General features: G+C 56.4%; 18 protein-coding genes and 1 other RNA gene. 15 read left to right on the top strand and 4 right to left on the bottom strand.

From position 1 onward, the window contains the following. Positions 1-116 precede the first annotated feature (116 nt). A complete protein-coding gene (locus K6958_RS17830; RefSeq protein WP_249892361.1) occupies positions 117-1,682 on the top strand; it encodes a methyl-accepting chemotaxis protein in 1,566 nt (521 codons plus the stop codon). 71 nt (positions 1,683-1,753) lie between these two features. On the opposite strand, the gene fbp is transcribed toward K6958_RS17830, so the two are convergent. Further along, positions 1,754-2,761, bottom strand: a complete 1,008-nt coding sequence (gene fbp, locus K6958_RS17825; RefSeq protein WP_249892360.1) for a class 1 fructose-bisphosphatase — start codon at positions 2,759-2,761, stop codon at positions 1,754-1,756. Between the two features lie 168 nt (positions 2,762-2,929). Here fbp and mpl point away from each other — a divergent pair, with 168 nt between their 5' ends. Next, complete coding sequence (gene mpl / locus K6958_RS17820; protein ID WP_249892359.1) at positions 2,930-4,285, top strand: UDP-N-acetylmuramate:L-alanyl-gamma-D-glutamyl-meso-diaminopimelate ligase; 1,356 nt, start codon at positions 2,930-2,932, stop codon at positions 4,283-4,285. Between the two features lie 106 nt (positions 4,286-4,391). On the opposite strand, the gene yjgA is transcribed toward mpl, so the two are convergent. Continuing rightward, on the bottom strand, positions 4,392-4,937 hold the full coding sequence (gene yjgA, locus K6958_RS17815) for a ribosome biogenesis factor YjgA (protein ID WP_249892358.1): 546 nt from the start codon (positions 4,935-4,937) through the stop codon (positions 4,392-4,394). A gap of 164 nt (positions 4,938-5,101) precedes the next feature. Here yjgA and pmbA point away from each other — a divergent pair, with 164 nt between their 5' ends. The 11 genes from pmbA to K6958_RS17760 all read left to right on the top strand — a co-directional run bounded on the left by pmbA (position 5,102) and on the right by K6958_RS17760 (position 15,528). Then, positions 5,102-6,442, top strand: a complete 1,341-nt coding sequence (gene pmbA, locus K6958_RS17810; protein WP_249892357.1) for a metalloprotease PmbA — start codon at positions 5,102-5,104, stop codon at positions 6,440-6,442. Positions 6,443-6,848: 406 nt separating this feature from the next. Continuing rightward, entirely contained in the window at positions 6,849-7,178 is a 330-nt protein-coding gene (locus tag K6958_RS17805; RefSeq protein WP_249892356.1) for a glycine dehydrogenase, read from the top strand. 56 nt (positions 7,179-7,234) lie between these two features. Next, entirely contained in the window at positions 7,235-7,591 is a 357-nt protein-coding gene (locus K6958_RS17800) for a glycine-rich SFCGS family protein (protein WP_249892355.1), read from the top strand. Positions 7,592-7,593: 2 nt separating this feature from the next. Continuing rightward, positions 7,594-7,893 carry a DUF4312 family protein gene (locus tag K6958_RS17795; RefSeq protein WP_249892354.1) on the top strand — a complete coding sequence of 100 codons (300 nt, stop codon included), beginning with the start codon at positions 7,594-7,596 and terminating at the stop codon, positions 7,891-7,893. Between the two features lie 33 nt (positions 7,894-7,926). Next, positions 7,927-8,703 (top strand): DUF4311 domain-containing protein, encoded by a 777-nt coding sequence (locus tag K6958_RS17790; RefSeq protein WP_249892353.1) that lies wholly within the window; start codon positions 7,927-7,929, stop codon positions 8,701-8,703. A gap of 13 nt (positions 8,704-8,716) precedes the next feature. Next, positions 8,717-9,361 (top strand): DUF4310 family protein, encoded by a 645-nt coding sequence (locus K6958_RS17785; RefSeq protein WP_249892352.1) that lies wholly within the window; start codon positions 8,717-8,719, stop codon positions 9,359-9,361. A 47-nt stretch (positions 9,362-9,408) separates the two neighbouring features. Next, complete coding sequence (locus K6958_RS17780) at positions 9,409-10,542, top strand: amidohydrolase/deacetylase family metallohydrolase (protein WP_249892351.1); 1,134 nt, start codon at positions 9,409-9,411, stop codon at positions 10,540-10,542. Next, complete coding sequence (locus tag K6958_RS17775; RefSeq protein ID WP_249892350.1) at positions 10,526-11,647, top strand: DgaE family pyridoxal phosphate-dependent ammonia lyase; 1,122 nt, start codon at positions 10,526-10,528, stop codon at positions 11,645-11,647. Before K6958_RS17780 ends, K6958_RS17775 begins: the two co-directional genes overlap by 17 nt. Beyond that, positions 11,644-12,384, top strand: coding sequence for a 2-dehydro-3-deoxy-phosphogluconate aldolase (gene dagF / locus K6958_RS17770; RefSeq protein WP_249892349.1), 741 nt, complete (start codon positions 11,644-11,646; stop codon positions 12,382-12,384). Before K6958_RS17775 ends, dagF begins: the two co-directional genes overlap by 4 nt. A 46-nt stretch (positions 12,385-12,430) precedes the next feature. After that, positions 12,431-13,570, top strand: coding sequence for a lactonase family protein (locus K6958_RS17765; protein WP_249892348.1), 1,140 nt, complete (start codon positions 12,431-12,433; stop codon positions 13,568-13,570). Between the two features lie 47 nt (positions 13,571-13,617). Further along, on the top strand, positions 13,618-15,528 hold the full coding sequence (locus K6958_RS17760; RefSeq protein WP_249892347.1) for a BglG family transcription antiterminator: 1,911 nt from the start codon (positions 13,618-13,620) through the stop codon (positions 15,526-15,528). A 68-nt stretch (positions 15,529-15,596) separates the two neighbouring features. On the opposite strand, the gene rnpB is transcribed toward K6958_RS17760, so the two are convergent. Both rnpB and rsmI read right to left on the bottom strand, forming a co-directional pair. Beyond that, positions 15,597-15,974: RNase P RNA component class A (gene rnpB, locus K6958_RS17755), an RNA gene on the bottom strand. 32 nt (positions 15,975-16,006) lie between these two features. Further along, a complete protein-coding gene (gene rsmI / locus K6958_RS17750; RefSeq protein ID WP_249892346.1) occupies positions 16,007-16,870 on the bottom strand; it encodes a 16S rRNA (cytidine(1402)-2'-O)-methyltransferase in 864 nt (287 codons plus the stop codon). A 61-nt stretch (positions 16,871-16,931) separates the two neighbouring features. Between rsmI and K6958_RS17745 the strand changes: the two genes are divergently transcribed. After that, complete coding sequence (locus K6958_RS17745; RefSeq protein ID WP_249892345.1) at positions 16,932-19,016, top strand: penicillin-binding protein activator; 2,085 nt, start codon at positions 16,932-16,934, stop codon at positions 19,014-19,016. Then, the gene (locus K6958_RS17740; RefSeq protein WP_249892344.1) at positions 18,974-19,369 is read left to right on the top strand and encodes a YraN family protein; all 396 of its coding nucleotides are present in this window, start codon (positions 18,974-18,976) and stop codon (positions 19,367-19,369) included. Before K6958_RS17745 ends, K6958_RS17740 begins: the two co-directional genes overlap by 43 nt. The last annotated feature ends 1 nt before the right edge of the window (position 19,370 follow it).

Genomic DNA, 19,370 nt, shown 5'->3' with positions numbered 1-19,370 from the left:
GTTATGTCCGTTATAGAGTTTGTTAATTATGCCGATATTTATAGAGAACAATAATAATTCACCATAATCTCCAGGCGAAGGAACTCAGCCTTTATTATTTTTAGGGAAAATATCTTATGTTGAAAAATATATCTGTGCGTATGGCATTAATTTGCCTGCTGACATCAGTTACGTTGCTGTTGCTTATCGTCAGCTTTATTGGGCTTGGCGCGGTGCAAAAATCAAATAATTTTCTTGAAGAAATCGATTATATCGATAGCGAAGTCATCGACCCGCTTTATCAGAATAACAGTAATTTGTTTCGTGCCCGTGCCACGGCGGCGACGGCGTTTCATCAACTCAGCACCAATCAACTGGCTGAAGCAGAAAAAAATATTGCCCGCGTGATTGATTATGTCCGACAAGCGCAAGAGGCGATGGACAGAGTAGCGGCCAGCCATATTGAGACAGAAACAGGCAAAGAGCTACTTAAGGCGCTTGAAACCAGCTATCAACGTTACAGGCAACAAGGCATCGACCCTTTATTACGGGCGCTGGAAAATAAAGACGCCAATGCTTATTACCAGCTGGTAGGGCATGTGCTTACCTCCTCTACCGGCGGCTATCAACAGGCATTTGAAGCCTTTGCGCTGGATACTAATCAAATCAGCAATATACGTGTAGAGCAGGCGAAACTGAATGAGAAGATAATGCGGATCAGTATTATCGTCTGCGGCCTGTTAACCCTGACGCTGCTGGTTATCGCATGGATGGCGTTAAAAGCGGTGCTGCTGAAGCCATTGAATCAGGCGATTGAACAGCTGGAACATATCGCCATCGGCGATCTAACGCAGCCGATACCGGATGCAGGCCGCAATGAACTGGGGCGCTTAATTGAAGCGATGAGAAAAATGCAGCAGGGACTGCTTGATTCCGTTAGCCGGGTGATGGAAGCCTCGCTACAGATCGACGTAGGCAGCCGTGAACTCTCGTTGGGCAATCTTAACCTGTCACAGCGCACGGAAGAGTCGGCAACTTCGCTGGAACAAACGGCGGGCAGCATGGAAAAATTAACCCTGACGGTGAAACAGAGCGCTGACAATGCGCAGCAGGCGCATCAGCTGGCGCGCAATGTTTCCACTACTGCCGCAACGGGTGCTGAAGTGGTCAGCAGCGTTACCGGCAAGATGCAGGAAATTGCTGAAAGCGCCAACCATATCGCTGATATTCTGGGCGTTATTGACGGTATTGCTTTCCAGACCAATATTCTGGCATTGAACGCCTCGGTAGAGGCGGCGCGTGCCGGGGAGCAGGGGCGCGGCTTCGCCGTCGTGGCGAGTGAAGTGCGCAATCTGGCGCAGCGCAGCGCGGGAGCGGCAAAAGAGATCCGTCAGTTGATTGGCGAATCGCAAGGCCGGGTGAAAGAGGGAAGCGACATGGCGCAGCGCGCCGGCGCAACCATAAATGCTATCGCTACCGAAGTGAAAGATGTTACCGCCCTGATGAAAGAGATTTCCGACGCATCGCTGGAGCAAAGCCACGATATCGAGCAGATCAATCAGGCGGTGAGTCAGATGGATGAAGTGGCGCAGCAAAATGCCGCATTAGTCGAGCAGGCCGCAGCGGCCACGCAATCGCTGGAAGAGCAGTCGCGTCAGCTGGTAAGCAGCATGTCGCAGTTTCGGGTAAATATAACGAAGTAAGTGCAGCAGGCAGGCGCGTCGGGCCATAATGAAAAAGGCCGCCAGCATGATGCTGGCGGCCTTTTTATCGCTTAAGCCTGATGCTCGTCGGGATATTCGCGCATAAAGCGCTCTACATCCTCTACCATTGCATCGTTGCCGACAAAGAAGGGGCAACGCTGATGCAACGCTTCCGGCTGCAAATCAAGGATACGATTTTTACCATCGCTGGCTTTGCCGCCCGCCTGCTCGGCCAGGAAGGCCATCGGGTTACACTCATACAGCAGGCGCAGCTTGCCGCTTGGGTGGCTGGCAGTGCTGGGATAGAGGTAGATGCCGCCCTTCAGCAGGTTACGGTGGAAATCCGCCACCAGAGAGCCGATATAACGCGAGGTATAAGGACGATGAGTCGCTTTATCCTCTTCCTGGCAGAACTTCAGGTATTTCTTCACGCCCTGTGGGAAACGAATATAGTTGCCTTCGTTAATGGAGTAGGTGTAGCCCTTCTCCGGGAACGTCATACGTTCCTGACTCAGACAAAACACGCCCAGCGACGGATCGTAAGTAAAGGCGTGTACGCCGCAACCGGTAGTGTAAACCAGCATGGTTGAAGAGCCGTAAACCACATAACCGGCGGCGACCTGCTTATTGCCCGGCTGCATAAAGTCCGCTTCGGTGACTGGCGTACCGGGCGGCGTTACGCGACGATAGATAGAGAAAATCGTACCAACGGAAACGTTGACATCGATATTCGACGAGCCATCCAGCGGGTCCATTAACACGACATACTTACCGTTTTCCACGCCTTCGAAGATAACGATTTCGTCCTCTTCTTCAGATGCGATACCGGCCACGATGCCGCGCGCTTTTAACGCCGCCTTCAGTTTTTCGTTAGCGAACAGATCAAGTTTCATCTGCTGCTCGCCCTGAACGTTTTCAACGCCGCTGGCGCCCAGAATATCAACCAGCCCGGCTTTATTAATATCGCGATGGATAATTTTAGCGCCGAGCTTAATAGCGGAGATCAGCGCCGTCAGTTCACCTGTGGCATGCGGAAAGTCGTGTTGCTTCTCGACGATAAATTCGCCTAATGTTTTCATAACACAATCCCTGAATCTTCGATGGAGTAGCAGCATAGGGTACAAAGCTGCAACGTATGCCATCGCAGTTTAACGGAATGAACCACAAAGACCATAGGTCAAATCCGTTTCTTCCCGCGCCGCTCAGCGCTACACTGTGCCCCGAACTTTTTCGAAAACGGACCTTTTATGCGTATTCATATCCTGGGTATCTGTGGCACTTTTATGGGCGGGCTGGCGATGCTGGCGCGTGCGATGGGCCATGAAGTCACTGGCTCTGACGCCAACGTTTATCCGCCAATGAGCGTGCTGCTGGAGAACCAAGGCATTGATTTAATTCAGGGTTACGATGCCAGTCAGCTTGATCCCGCGCCCGATTTAGTCATTATCGGCAACGCGATGACGCGCGGCAACGCCTGCGTTGAAGCGGTACTGGAACGCAATATTCCCTATATGTCTGGGCCGCAGTGGCTGCATGATTTCGTCTTGCGCGACCGCTGGGTGATCGCCGTGGCGGGAACCCATGGAAAAACCACCACCGCAGGCATGACAGCGTGGATTTTACAGGCCTGCGGGCTGGAACCCGGCTTTGTGATCGGCGGCGTGCCGGGAAATTTCTCGGTATCCGCAACTTTAGGAAAAAGCCCATTCTTCGTGATTGAGGCGGACGAGTATGACTGCGCCTTTTTCGATAAGCGATCCAAGTTTGTTCACTATTGCCCACGCACGTTAATTCTGAATAACCTCGAATTTGACCACGCCGATATTTTTGACGATCTGCGTGCTATCCAGAAGCAGTTCCACCATCTGGTGCGTATCGTGCCGGGTCAGGGCAAAATCCTGCTGCCGGAACACGATACCAACCTGAAGCAGGTGATGGCGATGGGCTGCTGGAGCGAGCAGGAAACGGTGGGCGAGAACGGCCGCTGGCAGGCGAAGAAACTGACGCCGGACGCCTCACGCTGGGAAGCCTGGCTGGATGGCGAACGCGTAGCGGAAGTAAACTGGTCGCTGGTGGGCGAGCACAACATGCATAACGGTCTGATGGCCATTGCCGCCGCGCGTCATGTCGGCGTGAAGCCGGAAGATGCCGGCCGCGCGCTGGATGAATTTATCAACGCGCGTCGTCGTCTGGAGCTGCGCGGCGAGGCCAACGGCATTAAAGTGTATGACGACTTCGCCCACCATCCTACCGCGATTCTGGCGACGCTGGCCGCGCTGCGCAGCAAAGTAGGCGGCACCGCCCGTATCCTTGCCGTGCTGGAGCCGCGCTCTAACACCATGAAGCTGGGCGTCAGTAAAGACGATATCGCGCCGGCGCTGGGGCGTGCCGATGAGGTGTTTCTGTTCCAACCGCACCATATTCCCTGGCAGGTGGCGGAAGTAGCCGATGCCTGTATTCAGCCCGCCTTCTGGAGCGCAGATATCGATGCGCTGGTAGAGACGATCGCTAAACATGCGCATCCGGGCGATACCATTTTGGTTATGAGCAACGGCGGCTTTGGCGGTATTCATCAGAAACTGCTGGAACGCTTAGCCAAATAACCGTTAGCCGGACGTTAGGGCGCGAAAGCGTGGCGGGGGAGAGCGGCAGCAAGCCAGCGTTACGCTTAAGAAAAGAGCGTAACGCTGTTACTGCAGGGACGATAGCTTAAGCGGTTTCAGCCAGTTCGCGCAGATACTGGAAGATCTGACGATACGACTTTGGCGGCTTATTGGCGGCCTTTTCTTTTTGCGCGTTACGGATCATGCTGCGCAGCTGTTGACGATCGGCGTGTGGATAGAGGTTCAGCACCTCAGGCATGGCGTCGTCGCCCTGTTCCACCAGACGGTCGCGCATTGCTTCCAGCTTATGGAACAGCGCGACCTGCTGGTTATGCCGGTTTTTCAGCTTATCCAGCGCCTGGTAGATCGGATCGGGATCGCGCGCGCGCAGCAGTTTGCCGATCAGCTGTAGCTGACGGCGGCGGCCCTCTTTCTTAATGCGCTGCGCCAGCTCAATCGCATCGCGCAGTTCTTCGTCCAGCGGCAGGCGATCGAGAGAGTTTTTCCCCAGATCGACCATCTCCGCGCCGAGTCGCTTCAGCTCTTCGGCATCACGTTTAATCTCACTCTTACTGACCCAGATAATCTCTTCATCTTCTTCTTCTTGATTATCCGGTACGTCATCGAGCCACTCTTCGGGGTGTTTCGTCATTATCAGGCTCCTGAAAAAGAGGCTAATGCTAACAGGTTACGCGGCTACTGCGAAATTGTTCTCTGACTCTGTTAGACTCCAGATAAGGATACAACTCGCGCGTTGCCTTGCAATGGCTGGCTGCCAGCAAGGGCAGACCGTACTCATCATATTATGGTAGATCAATGAAAATACTCACTCAGGTTGCAGAACAACGTAAAGTGCTGGAGCAGGCAGTAGCCCAGGCGCTGGAGCTGGCGAAAGCAGGTACCGACGGCGCTGAGGTAGCGGTCAGTAAAACCACGGGTATTGGCGTCAGTACCCGTTATGGTGAGGTAGAAAACGTTGAGTTCAACAGCGATGGCGCGCTGGGCATTACGGTCTACTACCAAAATCGTAAGGGCAGCGCCTCTTCTACCGATCTCAGCAGTGAGGCGATCAAGCGCACCGTGCAGGCGGCGGTAGATATTGCCCGTTACACCTCGCCCGATCCCTATGCCGGGATGGCCGATCGCGAGCTGCTGGCCTTTGACGCGCCGGATCTCGATCTTTTCCATCCGTGGGAGATCGATCCTGACAAAGCGATCGAAATGGCGGCGCGTGCGGAACAGGCTTCGCTGCAGGCGGATAAGCGCATTACCAATACCGAAGGCGGCAGCTTTAACAGCCACGTCGGGATCAAGGTGTTCGGCAACAGCCACGGCATGCTGCAAAGCTACTGCTCCAGCCGTCATTCGCTTTCCAGCTGTGTGATCGCGGAAGCGGAAGGCGATATGGAACGTGATTATGCCTATACCATTGGTCGCGCCTTAGGCGATCTTCAGTCGCCGGAATGGGTGGGTCAGGAGTGCGCGCGGCGTACCCTGTCGCGCCTGGCGCCGCGCAAGCTGCCCACCATGAAGGCGCCGGTAATTTTCGCGCCGGAAGTGGCTACCGGCCTGTTTGGCCATCTGGTCGGCGCTATCAGCGGCAGCAGCGTCTATCGCAAATCCACCTTCCTGCTGGATGCGCTGGGCACCCAGATTCTGCCGGAATGGCTGACCATTGAAGAAAAACCGCATCTGCTAAAAGGGCTGGCCTCCACGCCGTTCGATAGCGAAGGCGTGCGTACTCAGGATCGTGAAATTGTGAAGGATGGCGTGCTGCAAACCTGGCTGCTGACCAGCTACGCCGCGCGTAAGCTGGGGCTGCAAAGCACCGGCCATGCCGGTGGCATCCATAACTGGCGTATCGCCGGTCAGGGCAGCAGCTTTGATGACCTGCTCAAACAAATGGGCAAAGGTCTGGTGGTAACTGAACTGATGGGCCAGGGCGTAAGCGGCATCACCGGCGACTATTCACGCGGCGCGGCGGGATTTTGGGTCGAAAATGGTGAAATTCAGTATCCGGTTAGTGAAATTACCATTGCCGGTAACCTGAAGGATATGTGGCGTAATATGGTGACCGTCGGCAACGATATTGAGACGCGCAGCAATATTCAGTGCGGTTCTGTGCTGCTGCCGGAAATGAGCATCGCCGGGCAATAATAGTTACACAGAGATGCCGGGTGCAATAGCGCGCCCGGTTTTTTTATTTTTTATCATAAGTATTCTCATTATTATTTATGCTAATAAATAATTAATTCTTATTTAATCTTATCCGCTGCTGTTATTCATAATCTTTTCTTATTATTAAGAGCGTCGCCGTTTTTTTCCTGTGCCGCTTCCACAGTTTATTTCTGCTTTTTACGTAAATGGGCGCTATTCCTCGCATGAGATGGCTTCCTTTCGCCATTATTTCGCCCAGAATAACTATTTTGCGACGTTGCGCATCGAGCGCGCTGTTATTTCCACTTTGTGGCGGAAAAATTTAGGCTACAAACCCGCCGGAGATAGCGCTACTTTGTTTTCAACGCGAAACAAACGGATATTCAGGCAATCAGGAGTGGGAAAGGTGAATAACAGTGCGGTACAAAAGCCGGTCAGCGACACTGAGATTGATGCGCTGGCTGAGCGGGTAAAGAAACAAATAGAGCAACTCTTTACCACGGAAGCGATTTATCCCAATGCGGTACAGCAACAAATGCTGGCCTCCCACGTACGCGCGATGGCGCTGCGCTCATTAACCGGCGAGCCGCTGCCGGAAGTTGAAGCCGAACTGTTTGAGGATATCTCTCCTGAATCAATGCGGCTGGCGCAACAGGTGGTCGATCTGTTCGGCAACCTGCCGCGTGAAGAGGCCTGGCTGCTTTCCGTTCATTTTGAAGTGGCGAAATCAAATTAATCAGCGGCAGGCCGAGGCCCGCCAGCAGTAAGCAACCCCAACAGAAGGAACGCAATATGGTAACCGTAGTGATTGGCGATCGTTTAGGTAAAGGACAAAAAGTTGCGGCCGGGATCGAAAAAGCGGGCGGTCGTGCGGTCGTGGTGCCTGGCGTCGCGGCGGATATGAAACTGGGCGATGTGATGAAAGCGGAAAACGCCGACTTCGGCATCTCTTTCTGCGGCAGCGGTGGCGCGGGCGCAATCACCGCATCGAATAAATATGGTTATAAAGCTAAGCACGGCATGCGCTCGATCGATGAAGGCGTAACGGCCATTAATGAAGGCGCCAACGTACTGGGATTCGGCTTTATGGATAAAGAGGAATTGGGCGAGAAGCTGGTGCTGGCCTGGAATAAAAAGTACGGCAGCTAAGCATGAAACAGCAATTTACCACTGCGGTTCTGGTCAGCGGCAAAGGCGATACGCAAAGCAGGGCATTTGCTGATGCGCTCAGCCATGTGCAGCACAAGGTGCTGCAATCCACACAAAAAGTTTTGCTGCGCATCGAGCCACAGGACGTAAAAGTTATTCGTGCGCAGCAGAGCGTCAGAAAAGAGAAGTTTCTGTTTTTCTTTCTGCCGCGTGAGCGACGGAGTTACCGCGTAGAGCTGGAAATTACCGTCAACGTGACCGTGATTGATACCGACCAGGTGGAATTTACGATCGCGCAATAAAAACGTTAGGCGATAAGACATAAGGAAAGACTGATGTTTTTAATTATTTTGCTTAAGTCGCTGGTGATTGGGGGGCTGGTCGGCGTAGGCGTCGGCGCAGGCGCTGCGCGTATGTTTCATGCGCCAACCTCTCAAGGCATGGGCGCATTTCGAACACTGGGCGAACTTAACTCCTGTGAAGGCGATCCCGCTTCTCACTTCTCTTTTGGCCTTGGCTTCTTTTTTAACGCGTGGGCGTCCTCAGTGGCGGCCGGTTCTTTTACCCAGGACGTTGACCACCGCATTATCCCTAACTGGGGCGCGGCAGCGCTGATGATCAAAAACCGCAACGTCGCCGAAACGCTGCACGATCCGAAAAAAATGGCGATTGCCTGCGGCATCATCGGCATGTTTGTCGTGGCCTTCCTTAATTCAACTGCCTCGGCGGTGCCGGAAGCGCTACAGGTCACGGCGGTTAAGGTCCTGGTTCCGGCCGCCAACCTGCTGGTTAATACCGTGATGCCGGTGATTTTCTGGCTGGCGGCGATTGACGCCGGTAAAAAATCGGGCTTTTGGGCCACCATTTTCGGCGGGCTGGCGCAGCTGATTATGGGCAACGCCGTACCGGGCCTGGTGTTGGGCATCCTGATTGGTAAAGGCGTGGAAGAGAGCGGCTGGAACAAAGTCACCAAAGTGATGATGGTCTCGATCGTGCTGCTGTTTGTGCTGAGCGGTTTCTTCCGCGGCTTCGATATGAAACTGCTGGAATCGTTCCAGATGGGCGTGCCGGGCTGGCTTGACATGATCCATAACAGCCTGAGCGGAAAATAACCGGGAGCATACGATGAACGAGACTAAAAGTGGATTTTGGTACGCCGACTGGTCCTTCCCGATCTTTGTTGGCCTGCTTTCCGCCGGCGTGTTCGCCGGTACGCATATGTATTACCTGTACGGCATCGGCGCCTTTAACGAAGTGGCCTTTGTTTCCATGCTGCGTGCCGGAATGGAAACCGGCGCGTACGGCGCGGTAGCCGCCTTTGGCGCCAGCTTCCTGTTCGCCCGCATTATCGAAGGCTCGCTGGTCGGCATTCTGGATATTGGCGGCGCCATTCAAACCGGCGTCGGTCTGGGCGTGCCGGCGCTGCTGCTTGGCGCGGGCATTATCTTTCCCGTGGCTAACTTTGCCGCGTCGCTGGCGACCGGCCTGATTATCGGCGTGGCGATTGGCTACATCATTATCCTGGCGCGTAAATTCACCATTAACCAGAGCGACTCGACCTACGGCGCCGATGTAATGATGGGGGCAGGCAACACCTCCGGACGCTTCCTCGGGCCGTTGATTATTCTCTCTGCGATGGGCGCTTCTATTCCTATTGGCCTTGGCTCGCTGATCGGCGCGCTGCTGTTCTACCTGTGGAATAAACCGATCACCGGCGGCGCGATACTTGGCGCGATGGTGCTGGGCGCTATCTTCCCGGTCGCGCTGTAAACCACAGCGGGCTTGCCGGGCAGGCAGGTCCGCCAGAAGGAGTTGTCATGTTCGATCTGATTATTCGCCGCGCCCGGCTGGTTGATGAACAGCTGGTCGATATCGCCATCCAGGATGGGAAAATCGCCGCCGTTGGGCAGGTATCAGGACAAGCAAAAGATGAACGGCTGTTGGACGGCACCGTTTACCTCAGCGCAGGCTGGATTGATTCACACGTCCACTGCTATCCCAAATCACCGATTTATCACGACGAGGCGGACAACATCGGCGTCGCTACTGGCGTCACCACCGTAGTGGATGCCGGCAGTACCGGCGCGGCTGACGTCGACGATCTCTGGCAGCTGACGCGTAAAGCGCAAACGCAGGTCTATGCGCTGCTGAACATCGCCCGCACCGGTATCGTCACGCAGAATGAGCTGGCCGATCTGAAGCAGATCGATAAATCCGCCGTGCGCGCTGCGCTACAGCGCCTGCCTGGTTTCATCATTGGCATTAAGGCGCGCATCAGCAGCAGCGTGGTGGGGGAAAACGGCATCCGGCCGCTACAGTTGGCGAAAGAGATCCAGCAGGAGAATGGCGGCCTGCCGCTGATGGTGCACATCGGCAATAATCCGCCGAATCTGGATGAGATTGCCGAACAGCTGAGCGCAGGCGACATCATTACCCACTGCTATAACGGCAAGCCGAACCGTATTTTGACGCCGGAAGGCGAACTGCGCCAGGCGGTAAAAAAAGCGCTGCAGCGCGGCGTGCGGCTGGATGTCGGCCACGGCAGCGCCAGCTTCAGCTTTGAGGTCGCGCGTCGCGCCATCGCGCAGGGCATTCTGCCCGATACCATCAGCTCCGATATCTATTGCCGTAACCGCATCGATGGTCCGGTGAAGAGCCTGGCGCACGTGATGTCGAAATTCTTCAGCATCGGCATGACGCTGTCGCAGATTATCGACTGCGTTACCTGGAAAGCGGCGGAGGGCCTGCGCCTGACGCACAAAGGGCGGCTGGAGCCGGGATTCGACGCCGATCTTACCCTGTTTACGTTAAGCAATGAGGCGCGCCCGCTGCTGGATTCAGAAGGTGAAACCCTGGAGGGCCAGACACATTTTACCCCGCTGGCGGCGGTCGTTGCCGGACAGTGGACGGTTACCGATGAAGGGAAAGCAAAAAATGTCTTCGATTTATGAAAAATATAGCCTGAAGCAGGTGATTAACGCTTCCGGGCGCATGACCATCCTGGGCGTTTCCACGCCGGCGGCAGACGTAGTGGATACGGTGAAATATGGCCTGAACCACTATTTTGAAATGAAAGATCTGGTGGATAAAACCGGCGCTTATATCGCTAAGCTGCTCGGCGCGGAAAATGCGCTGGTGGTCTCCTGCGCCTCCGCTGGCATCGCCCAGTCGGTGGCGGCGGTCATTGTTAAAGATAACGCCTGGCTGCTGGATAATTTACACGCCGCGCCGCTGACGGTGCCGCACGAAATCGTGCTGCCGAAAGGGCATAACGTTAACTTTGGCGCGCCGGTAGGCACCATGGTAACGCTGGGCGGCGGTCGGCTGGTGGAGGCGGGATACGCCAATGAATGCTCCGCTGAGCAGCTAGCGGCCGCGATCACACCGCAAACGGCGGCCATTCTCTATATCAAATCGCACCACTGCGTGCAGAAAAGCCATCTGAGCGTTGAGCAGGCGGCCACGGTGGCGCGTAAACATCATCTCCCGCTGATTGTGGATGCCGCCGCGGAAGAGGATTTGCAGCGCTACTATCAGTGCGGCGCCGATCTGGTGATCTACAGCGGCGCTAAAGCGATAGAAGGGCCGATCAGCGGCCTGGTCGTCGGAAAACATCAATACGTTGAATGGGTTAAGCGGCAGTCGTCGGGCATCGGCCGGGCGATGAAGGTGGGAAAAGAGGGCATTCTTGGCCTGACGCAGGCGATTGAAAACTATCTGACGCGTGAAAAAGAGAGCGGCGCGCAGATGGTGGAAAAAATGACGCCCTTTATCAATAACCTGAACGAACTGGATGGCGTTAGCGCGCGCGTGGTATGGGATGCAGCCGGGCGTGATATCGCTCGTGCGGAGCTCCAGTTTGACGAGGCGGCTATCGGACAGACCACCGGCGAGCTGGTGAAGGCATTGAAAAACGGCGCGATTGCCATCTATTTCCGCGGCTACAAAGCTAATGAAGGCATTGTCGAGGCGGACGTGCGCAGCGTCACGCCAGAGCAGCTGAACACCATTTTTCTGAGCATTAAGGCTTTACTCACAGGAGAGAAACAAGCATGACGCTGACACCTAACTTTTATCATCAACGGGTTTGCCTGAACGTGCTGGCAGGATCGAAAGATAACGCGCAGGCCATCTGGCAGGCGGCGGAAGGACACGTGCTGGTTGGCGTATTATCGAAAAACTACGCCAGCGTGGAGCGTGCCGTCGAAGATATGCGTCAGTATGCCGTGCTGATTGATAATGCCCTTTCCGTGGGGCTGGGCGCGGGCGATCCGCGTCAGTCGGCGATGGTCAGCGAGATTTCCCGTGAGGTCCAGCCGCAGCACGTCAATCAGGTTTTTACCGGCGTCGCCACCAGCCGCGCCCTGCTGGGACAGCAGCAAACCGTGGTGAACGGTCTGGTATCGCCTACCGGAACACCGGGCAAAGTGAAAATTTCCACCGGACCGCTGAGCGCCCAGGCGGCAGAGGCTATAGTGCCGGTTGCAACCGCTATCGCCATGCTGAAGGATATGGGCGGCAGCTCAATTAAATATTTTCCGATGGGCGGCCTGAAGGCGAAAGATGAATATGTCGCGGTGGCGCAGGCCTGCGCCGAGCACGATTTCTGGCTGGAGCCGACCGGCGGTATCGATCTGGAGAACTACGAGGCGATTTTACAGATTGCGCTGGAAGCGGGCGTCAGCAAAATCATTCCGCATATCTATAGCTCTATTATCGATAAAGCCACTGGCGATACGCGGCCTGATGATGTCAAAACGCTACTGGCGATAACGAAAAAGCTGCTGAGCTAACCCGGAACGCGGGCGGCGTAACAGCAGACGAATCCAGGATAACTTTATGCGTAAACGAGTGATTGCAGCATTGTCTATGGCTTTACTCAGCGTTGCGCCGCTGGCGACGGCGACGCCTTATGCGTTTGTCGGCACTTATCAGCCGCACGGCGAAGGGGTATATCGCTTTACCATCGCGCCGGACGGCGCGCTGCGTGAGAAAACCCTGGTCAGCCAGTTGCGCAATGCCGCACAGCTGACGGCGAACGCGCAGAAAAAAGTCCTGTACGTCGCCAGCGAAAGCGATCCTGGAATTATCGTCGCTTACCGCCTGGCGGAGGATGGCAGCCTGAGCGAAATTAATCAGGTAAGCTCGGCTGGCAGCGGTCCGGTTTATCTCTCGCTGACGCCCGACGGTCGACATCTGCTGGTGGCTAACTATGTTAGCGGCTCTGTTGCCGTGCTGCCGGTACGCGCGGACGGCGGGCTGGAGCAGGCCAGCGACCAGCGCCAGCATCAGGGCGCGCCAGGCGCCGCACGGCCGCAGGCCGCCGTGGAAGGCAGCTTTGCCAGCAGCGATCATGACGGGCCGCATGCCCATATGATCGCCAGCGATCCGCAGGGGCGTTATGTGTTCAGCACCGATCTGGGATTAGATCGCATTTATCAGTATCGGCTCAGCGAACAGGGCAAGCTGACGCCGAATACGCCGCCGTGGCTGGCCGCCTCCTCTGCGGGCGCCGGGCCGCGGCACTTTGTTTTTACGCCAAATGGCAACGGGATCTATTTGATCAATGAAGAGGCCTCAACCCTGACCTATTATCGGTTTGATACGCGACAGGGCACACTGACCGAGGGCGCGACGGTCTCTTCTCTGCCGCCGGGCTATAAAGGCACCAGCTTTGCCTCCGGCCTGGCGATAGATAAGCGCGGCCAGCATCTGTATGTGCTTAACCGCCTGCATAACAGTATCGGCCATTTTCAGATTGCCGCAGACGGAACGCTGACGCCGATCGAGCATATCTGGACGCGCGGTGACTATCCGCGCACGCTGAGCTTGTCTGAGGATGGCAAAACGCTTTACGTACTGAATCAGCGCAGCGATAACATTACGCGTTTTCATATCGACAGCGTCAGCGGGAAGTTGAGTTTTAGCGATGATTACACCGCGATTGGCGCGCCGTCCCAGATGGTGATGGTGCCATGATGAGTTAATTTGCCGCGCCGAGGCGCTGCCAACAGGGGAGAGCTGCCGTGAGATTTCCAAACCAGCGACTGGCTCAATTATTTGATACGTTACAAAAAGAGACGCTGCCGCAGGATGAGCTGGCGCGCCGCTTTGCGGTCTCTACGCGCACCGTGCGCACCGATATTAATATGCTTAACGAGATGCTGGCCGACCACGGCGCGCTATTTGTACTGTGCCGCGGCGAGGGCTATCAGCTGCGTATTCACGACCCGGCAAGCTATCAGCGCCTGACGCAGCAGTCACCGGCGCATCTGCGCATTCCCCGCACCTCGACGGTACGTATTCATTATCTGCTGACGCGCTTTCTTACCTCCGCCTGGGCCATCAAGCTGGAGGACCTGGCGGAAGAGTGGTTTGTCAGCCGCGCCACGCTGCAAAGCGATATGGCGGAGGTCAGGGAGTGGCTTAGCCGCTATCAGTTGACCATCGAGGCGCGTCCACGCTATGGCATGAAGCTGTTCGGCAGCGAGATGGCGATCCGCACCTGCCTGACCGATCTGCTCTATCAGATCGCCCAGGAAAACAGTGAAAATCCGCTGTTGCAGATGGAAGCGCTCAACAGCGGCATGCTGCTGACGCTTCAGCCGCTGCTGCTGCAATGCTTTGCGCGCTTTAATATTCGTATGACTGACGAAGGCGAGCTTTACCTGCGCCTTTACTGCGCCGTTGCGGTGCGCCGCATTAGCGAAGGCTATCCGCTTTCTGACTTCAGCGCCGATGAGGTGGACAGCGATGTGCAGGCGGCGGCGCGCCATATCATCAACCTGATGCGCCCGATTACCGGTAAAGTTATCTCCCCGGCGGAAGAGGCCTGGCTGCGGCTGAATATCGCCGCCCGACGGGTTGAGGAGATCGCCCCCAGCGCCATCAGCGCCGACGATGGCGATTCGCTGGTGAATTACATCCTTAGCTATATCAACACCCACTACAACTACAACCTGCAAAACGACCAGCAGCTGCGCGCCGATCTGCTGACTCATATCAAAACCATGATCACCCGCGTGCGCTATCAGATAACCATTCCGAATCCGCTGCTGACCAATATCAAACAGCACTATCCGATGGCGTATGACGTGACGCTGGCGGCGGTCTCCAGCTGGAGTAAGTACACGCCCTATGTGATCAGCGAAAACGAGATCGGTTTTCTGGTGCTGCATATCGGCGTTGGGCTGGAACGCCACTATAACGTCGGCTACCAGCGTCATCCGCAGGTGGTGCTGGTGTGCGATACCGACAACTCAACCGTGCGCATGATTCAGGCGATGCTGCTGCGTAAGTATCCGCAGATCGTCGTCACGCGCATCATTTCGCTGCGCGAATATGAGATGCAGGAAAATATAGAAGAGGACTTCGTGATCTCCACCGTGCGGTTAAGCGAGAAGGGCAAACCGATCGTGGTGATGTCGCCTTTTCCCACCGACTATCAGCTGGAGCAGTTGGGCAAACAGGTGCTGGTGGATCGCACCAAGCCTTACATGCTGGAACGGTTCTTCGACGCGCGCCATTTTTGCATTATCGATCGGCCGATGGAACAGGCGCAGCTGTTTAGCCTGCTGTGCCGGCAGCTGGAACAGGAAGGCTTTGTCGACGAGACATTTTACCCGTCGGTTGAGGAACGCGAAGCGATTCTCAGCACCATGCTGGGTGAGGGGATAGCGTTGCCGCACTCGCTGGGGCTGATGGCGAAGAAAAGCGTGGTCTATACCGTGCTGGCGCCGCAGGGCATTGTCTGGGGCGAAGAGACCGCCTATGTCATTTTCCTGTTAGCCATCAGCAAGGATGACTATGAAGAGGCGATGGCGATCTACGATCTGTTTGTCACTTTTATGCGCGAACGCGCAATGACGCGCCTGCGCGACAGCAGCGACTTCGCCAGCTTTAAAAGCGTGGCGCTGGATTGCCTGAGTCGGCTGTAAGCGCTGCGTATTTAACAGAGTTCGCCGTTGTAAAAAGCAAAAACCCCGCCGAAGCGGGGTTTTTTAAAGAGTGAAGCTGACCGGTAAGCCGGGTTCTGTCTTGGACAGTCATTCATCTAGGCCAGCAATCGCTCACTGGCTCAAGCAGCCTACCCGGGTTCAGTACGGGCCGTACCTTGTGAACCCCTATTTGGCCTTGCTCCGGGTGGAGTTTACCGTGCCACGAACTGTTGCCAGCCGCGCGGTGCGCTCTTACCGCACCCTTTCACCCTTACCTGTGCTCACGCATGAGCCATCGGCGGTTTGCTCTCTGTTGCACTGGTCGTAGGCTTGCGCCCCCCAGGCGTTACCTGGCACCCTGCCCTATGGAGCCCGGACTTTCCTCCCCTCTGCCCGTCTCCCCCGAAAGGGGACGGCGACAAAGCGGCGACTGTCTGGTCAGCTTCGGCGCGGATGATAGGGCATTCTGAGCGTTTTGTCATCCTTCTTGCTGTTCGAGCGCGTATTTATACAGCGCGTTTTTCTTCACGCCGTGGATTTCCGCCGTCAGCGCCGCCGCTTTTTTTAACGGCAGCTCTTTTTGCAGCAGCGCCAGGGTGCGCAGCGCTTCGATCGGCAGCGCCTCTTCATCGGCATGGTGGCCTTCGACAATCAGCACCATTTCGCCTTTACGGCGGTTCTCATCCTCTTCAATCCAGGCGAGTAGCTGCGCGACCGGCGCGCCGTGAATCGATTCCCAGGTTTTAGTGATTTCACGCGCCAGCACCACATAGCGATCCGCACCCAGTTCGCTGACTATATCGCGCAGGCTATCCAGCAGACGATGGGTTGATTCATAAAAAATCAGCGTGCGCGGCTCCTGCGCCAGCGCGCGCAGCGTATCGCAGCGCGCTTTGCTTTTGGCCGGTAAAAACCCTTCGTAGCAAAAGCGGTCGGAGGGCAAACCGGCGGCGCTCAGGGCGGCGATCGCGGCGCAGGCGCCGGGCAACGGCACGACGCGGATGCCTGCTTCGCGACAGCGGCGCACCAGATGATAGCCAGGATCGTTGATTAAGGGCGTACCGGCGTCAGAGACCAACGCGATGCTCTGGCCTTCCTGCAGTTTCGTCAGCAGCAGCTCCGCTTTTTGCTGCTCATTATGATCGTGTAATGCGAACAGCCGCGCATTGATGGCGAAATGTTGTAGCAACAGTCCGGTATGACGTGTATCTTCCGCAGCCACCAGATCGACGCTTGTCAGCACCGCCAGCGCCCGCTGGGTAATGTCGCCCAGGTTACCTATTGGGGTGGGGACAATATAGAGCGTGCTGGCAGAAATCTCTGCCCGATCGTGTTGTTTCATTGTTTCATCCGAATTGCCGATTTAATATTGAGCATCCTGAAAAAAACTTACTGGATACAGTATGCTTCCTTCAAAAGTCGTTCGAAAAAAAGCAGGACGCTTCGTGCCTGTTCTCCTGGCGGGGCTGATTTTGGCAGCCTGTACCGGCCAGACGCCGCAGGCTCCCGCGGTAAATATTCAGGGACCGGCAACGGGCACATCCAGCTATTACCTGCAGCAGGTGCAGCAAAGCCCAGATGATAACAAGGCTGACTGGCAATTACTTGCGATACGTGCACTGCTTAACGAAGGGAAGTATCCCCAGGCTTACCAGCAAATCACCCAGCTGCCGCAGCAGCTGAACGATACGCAGCGTCAGGAGCTACAGCTGCTGACCGCCCAGCTGCGTCTTGGCAACCAGGATATCCCCAGCGCGCAGGGAATTCTGGCGAAGCTGGATGTATCCTCCATGTCGAAAGATCAGCAGCAGCGCTACTATGGCCTGAAAATTGCCGCCAATCAGGGGCGGCCGTCGCTGGATCTGGTGCGCATCCTGATCGCGCAGGAGCCGCTGTTAAGCGATAAAGCGCACCAGGATAATATCGACGCCACCTGGCAAACGCTGACACAATTGCCGCCAGAGCAGATGAGTAGCCTGGCGATTAATGCGGATGAAAATACGCTGCAGGGCTGGCTCGATCTGCTCAACGTCTATAAGGCGAACCGTACCGATCCCGATATGCTGAAAGCGGGGATCGGCGACTGGCAGATGCGCTATCCGCAAAACCCGGCGGCAAAAACGCTGCCGACGGCGCTTGGGCAGGTGCAGAATCTACAGCCCGCCTCCACCAACAAGATTGCGCTGCTGCTGCCGTTGAGCGGTCAGGCGCAGGTCTTTGCCAGCGCGATCCAGAAAGGCTTTAATGATGCCAAAAACGGCCTGCTGAATGCGGCGCCGGCGCCCGCCGTCGGCAGCGCGCAAAATCCGATCGCCTTGCCTGGCGACGGCGCGCAGAACAGCGCCGCGCCGACGGACAACAGCGCTGCGCCGGCTAATGCCGATGCGGTCGTCAGCCCTTCCGCCGCACAGGTCGATAGCGCGGCCAGCACTGATAACGCGGCCAGCGCCGAAGCCGCGCCGCCCGCCGCTCAGCCAGCGGCCAGCGTCGCCACGGCGCCGGCTGGCAATGCTGAAATAAAAGTGTATGACACCAGCTCGCAGCCGATTCAGCAGGTGCTGGCGCAGGCGCAGCAGGATGGCGCCACGCTGGTGGTAGGGCCGTTGCTGAAAGAAAAAGTGCAGCAGCTGGCGGACGCTTCCACGCCGCTGAATGTGCTGGCGCTGAATGAGCCGGAAAAAATCCAGAACCATCCGAATCTTTGTTACTTTGCGCTTTCTCCTGAAGACGAAGCGCGTGATGCTGCGCATCATATCTGGCAGCAGGGCAAACGCATGCCGTTGCTGTTGGTACCACGCAGCTCGCTGGGCGATCGCGTCAGCAAAGCCTTCGCGCAAGAGTGGCAAACGCTGGGCGGCAGCACGGTGCTGCAGCAGGGGTTCGGCTCTACCGCAGAATTGAAGCAGGGCATCAACAGCGGCGCGGGCATCAGCCTGAGCGGCACGCCGGTAACGCCAGCGGTCAGCGAGCCGCAGGGCATTACCATTGCCGGCCTGACGATCCCGGCGCCGCAGAGCAGCGCGCCGCCTGAGACCGCCGCCAGTGGCGGCGCAGTGGATGCGGTATATATCGTCGCCACTCAGAGCGAGCTGCAGCTGATTAAGCCGATGATCGCCATGCGCGTCAGCAGCCGCAGCAATGTGGCGCTCTACGCCAGCTCGCGCAGCTTCCAGGCAGGCGCCGGTCCTGATTTCCGTCTGGAGATGGAAGGGCTGCAGTTTAGCGATATCCCGCTGCTGTCAGGCGCGAATCCAGGGCTGATGCAGCAGGCGTCGCGCAGCTTTAACAATGATTTCTCGCTGGTTCGCCTGTATGCGATGGGCATTGACGCCTGGACGCTGGCTAACCACTTTAGCGAAATGCGTCAGATGCCCGGTTTCCGTATTGACGGTAATACCGGTCAGCTGAGCGCCACGGATGAGTGCGTTATCAACAGGAAGTTGACATGGAGCCAGTATCGTCAGGGACAGGTGGTCCCGGCCGGCTAAACCGTCAGCAACAGGGCGCGCGCTATGAACGCATAGCGCGTCGTCATCTGGAGCAGGCGGGGCTGGTGTTTGTCGCCGCCAACGTGCGTTATCGCGTTGGCGAGCTGGATTTAATTATGCGTGACGGGCGACAGTGGGTGTTTGTCGAGGTACGCTATCGTCGCGACGCGCATTTTGGCGGTGCGGCAGTCAGCGTGACCTGGCGCAAACAGCAGAAACTGTTGCGCAGCGCCGCCCTGTGGCTGGCGGCGCGCAACGCCAGCTTCGATACGGTAGACTGTCGTTTCGACATCGTCGCCATTACCGGGCAGCAGCTAACCTGGCTGCCCGATGCGTTTCAAGCCCACATTTAGA

The organism is Mixta hanseatica, from assembly GCF_023517775.1.
In the GTDB taxonomy this organism is placed as follows: domain Bacteria; phylum Pseudomonadota; class Gammaproteobacteria; order Enterobacterales; family Enterobacteriaceae; genus Mixta; species Mixta hanseatica.
The sequence above is the reverse complement of the archived record's forward strand: the minus strand, read 5'-3'. Positions and strand labels throughout refer to the sequence as shown.

What these genes read in the sequence shown, in the direction of transcription:
- K6958_RS17795 (WP_249892354.1), top strand. Translation starts at nt 7,594, where the DNA reads ATGAAACAGCAATTTACCACTGCGGTTCTGGTCAGCGGCAAAGGCGAT.
- K6958_RS17800 (WP_249892355.1), top strand. Translation starts at nt 7,235, where the DNA reads ATGGTAACCGTAGTGATTGGCGATCGTTTAGGTAAAGGACAAAAAGTT.
- K6958_RS17830 (WP_249892361.1), top strand. Translation starts at nt 117, where the DNA reads ATGTTGAAAAATATATCTGTGCGTATGGCATTAATTTGCCTGCTGACA.
- K6958_RS17780 (WP_249892351.1), top strand. Translation starts at nt 9,409, where the DNA reads ATGTTCGATCTGATTATTCGCCGCGCCCGGCTGGTTGATGAACAGCTG.
- K6958_RS17790 (WP_249892353.1), top strand. Translation starts at nt 7,927, where the DNA reads ATGTTTTTAATTATTTTGCTTAAGTCGCTGGTGATTGGGGGGCTGGTC.
- K6958_RS17765 (WP_249892348.1), top strand. Translation starts at nt 12,431, where the DNA reads ATGCGTAAACGAGTGATTGCAGCATTGTCTATGGCTTTACTCAGCGTT.
- yjgA (WP_249892358.1), bottom strand. Translation starts at nt 4,937, where the DNA reads ATGACGAAACACCCCGAAGAGTGGCTCGATGACGTACCGGATAATCAA.
- rsmI (WP_249892346.1), bottom strand. Translation starts at nt 16,870, where the DNA reads ATGAAACAACACGATCGGGCAGAGATTTCTGCCAGCACGCTCTATATT.
- K6958_RS17775 (WP_249892350.1), top strand. Translation starts at nt 10,526, where the DNA reads ATGTCTTCGATTTATGAAAAATATAGCCTGAAGCAGGTGATTAACGCT.
- mpl (WP_249892359.1), top strand. Translation starts at nt 2,930, where the DNA reads ATGCGTATTCATATCCTGGGTATCTGTGGCACTTTTATGGGCGGGCTG.
- dagF (WP_249892349.1), top strand. Translation starts at nt 11,644, where the DNA reads ATGACGCTGACACCTAACTTTTATCATCAACGGGTTTGCCTGAACGTG.
- pmbA (WP_249892357.1), top strand. Translation starts at nt 5,102, where the DNA reads ATGAAAATACTCACTCAGGTTGCAGAACAACGTAAAGTGCTGGAGCAG.
- K6958_RS17785 (WP_249892352.1), top strand. Translation starts at nt 8,717, where the DNA reads ATGAACGAGACTAAAAGTGGATTTTGGTACGCCGACTGGTCCTTCCCG.
- K6958_RS17745 (WP_249892345.1), top strand. Translation starts at nt 16,932, where the DNA reads ATGCTTCCTTCAAAAGTCGTTCGAAAAAAAGCAGGACGCTTCGTGCCT.
- K6958_RS17740 (WP_249892344.1), top strand. Translation starts at nt 18,974, where the DNA reads ATGGAGCCAGTATCGTCAGGGACAGGTGGTCCCGGCCGGCTAAACCGT.
- fbp (WP_249892360.1), bottom strand. Translation starts at nt 2,761, where the DNA reads ATGAAAACATTAGGCGAATTTATCGTCGAGAAGCAACACGACTTTCCG.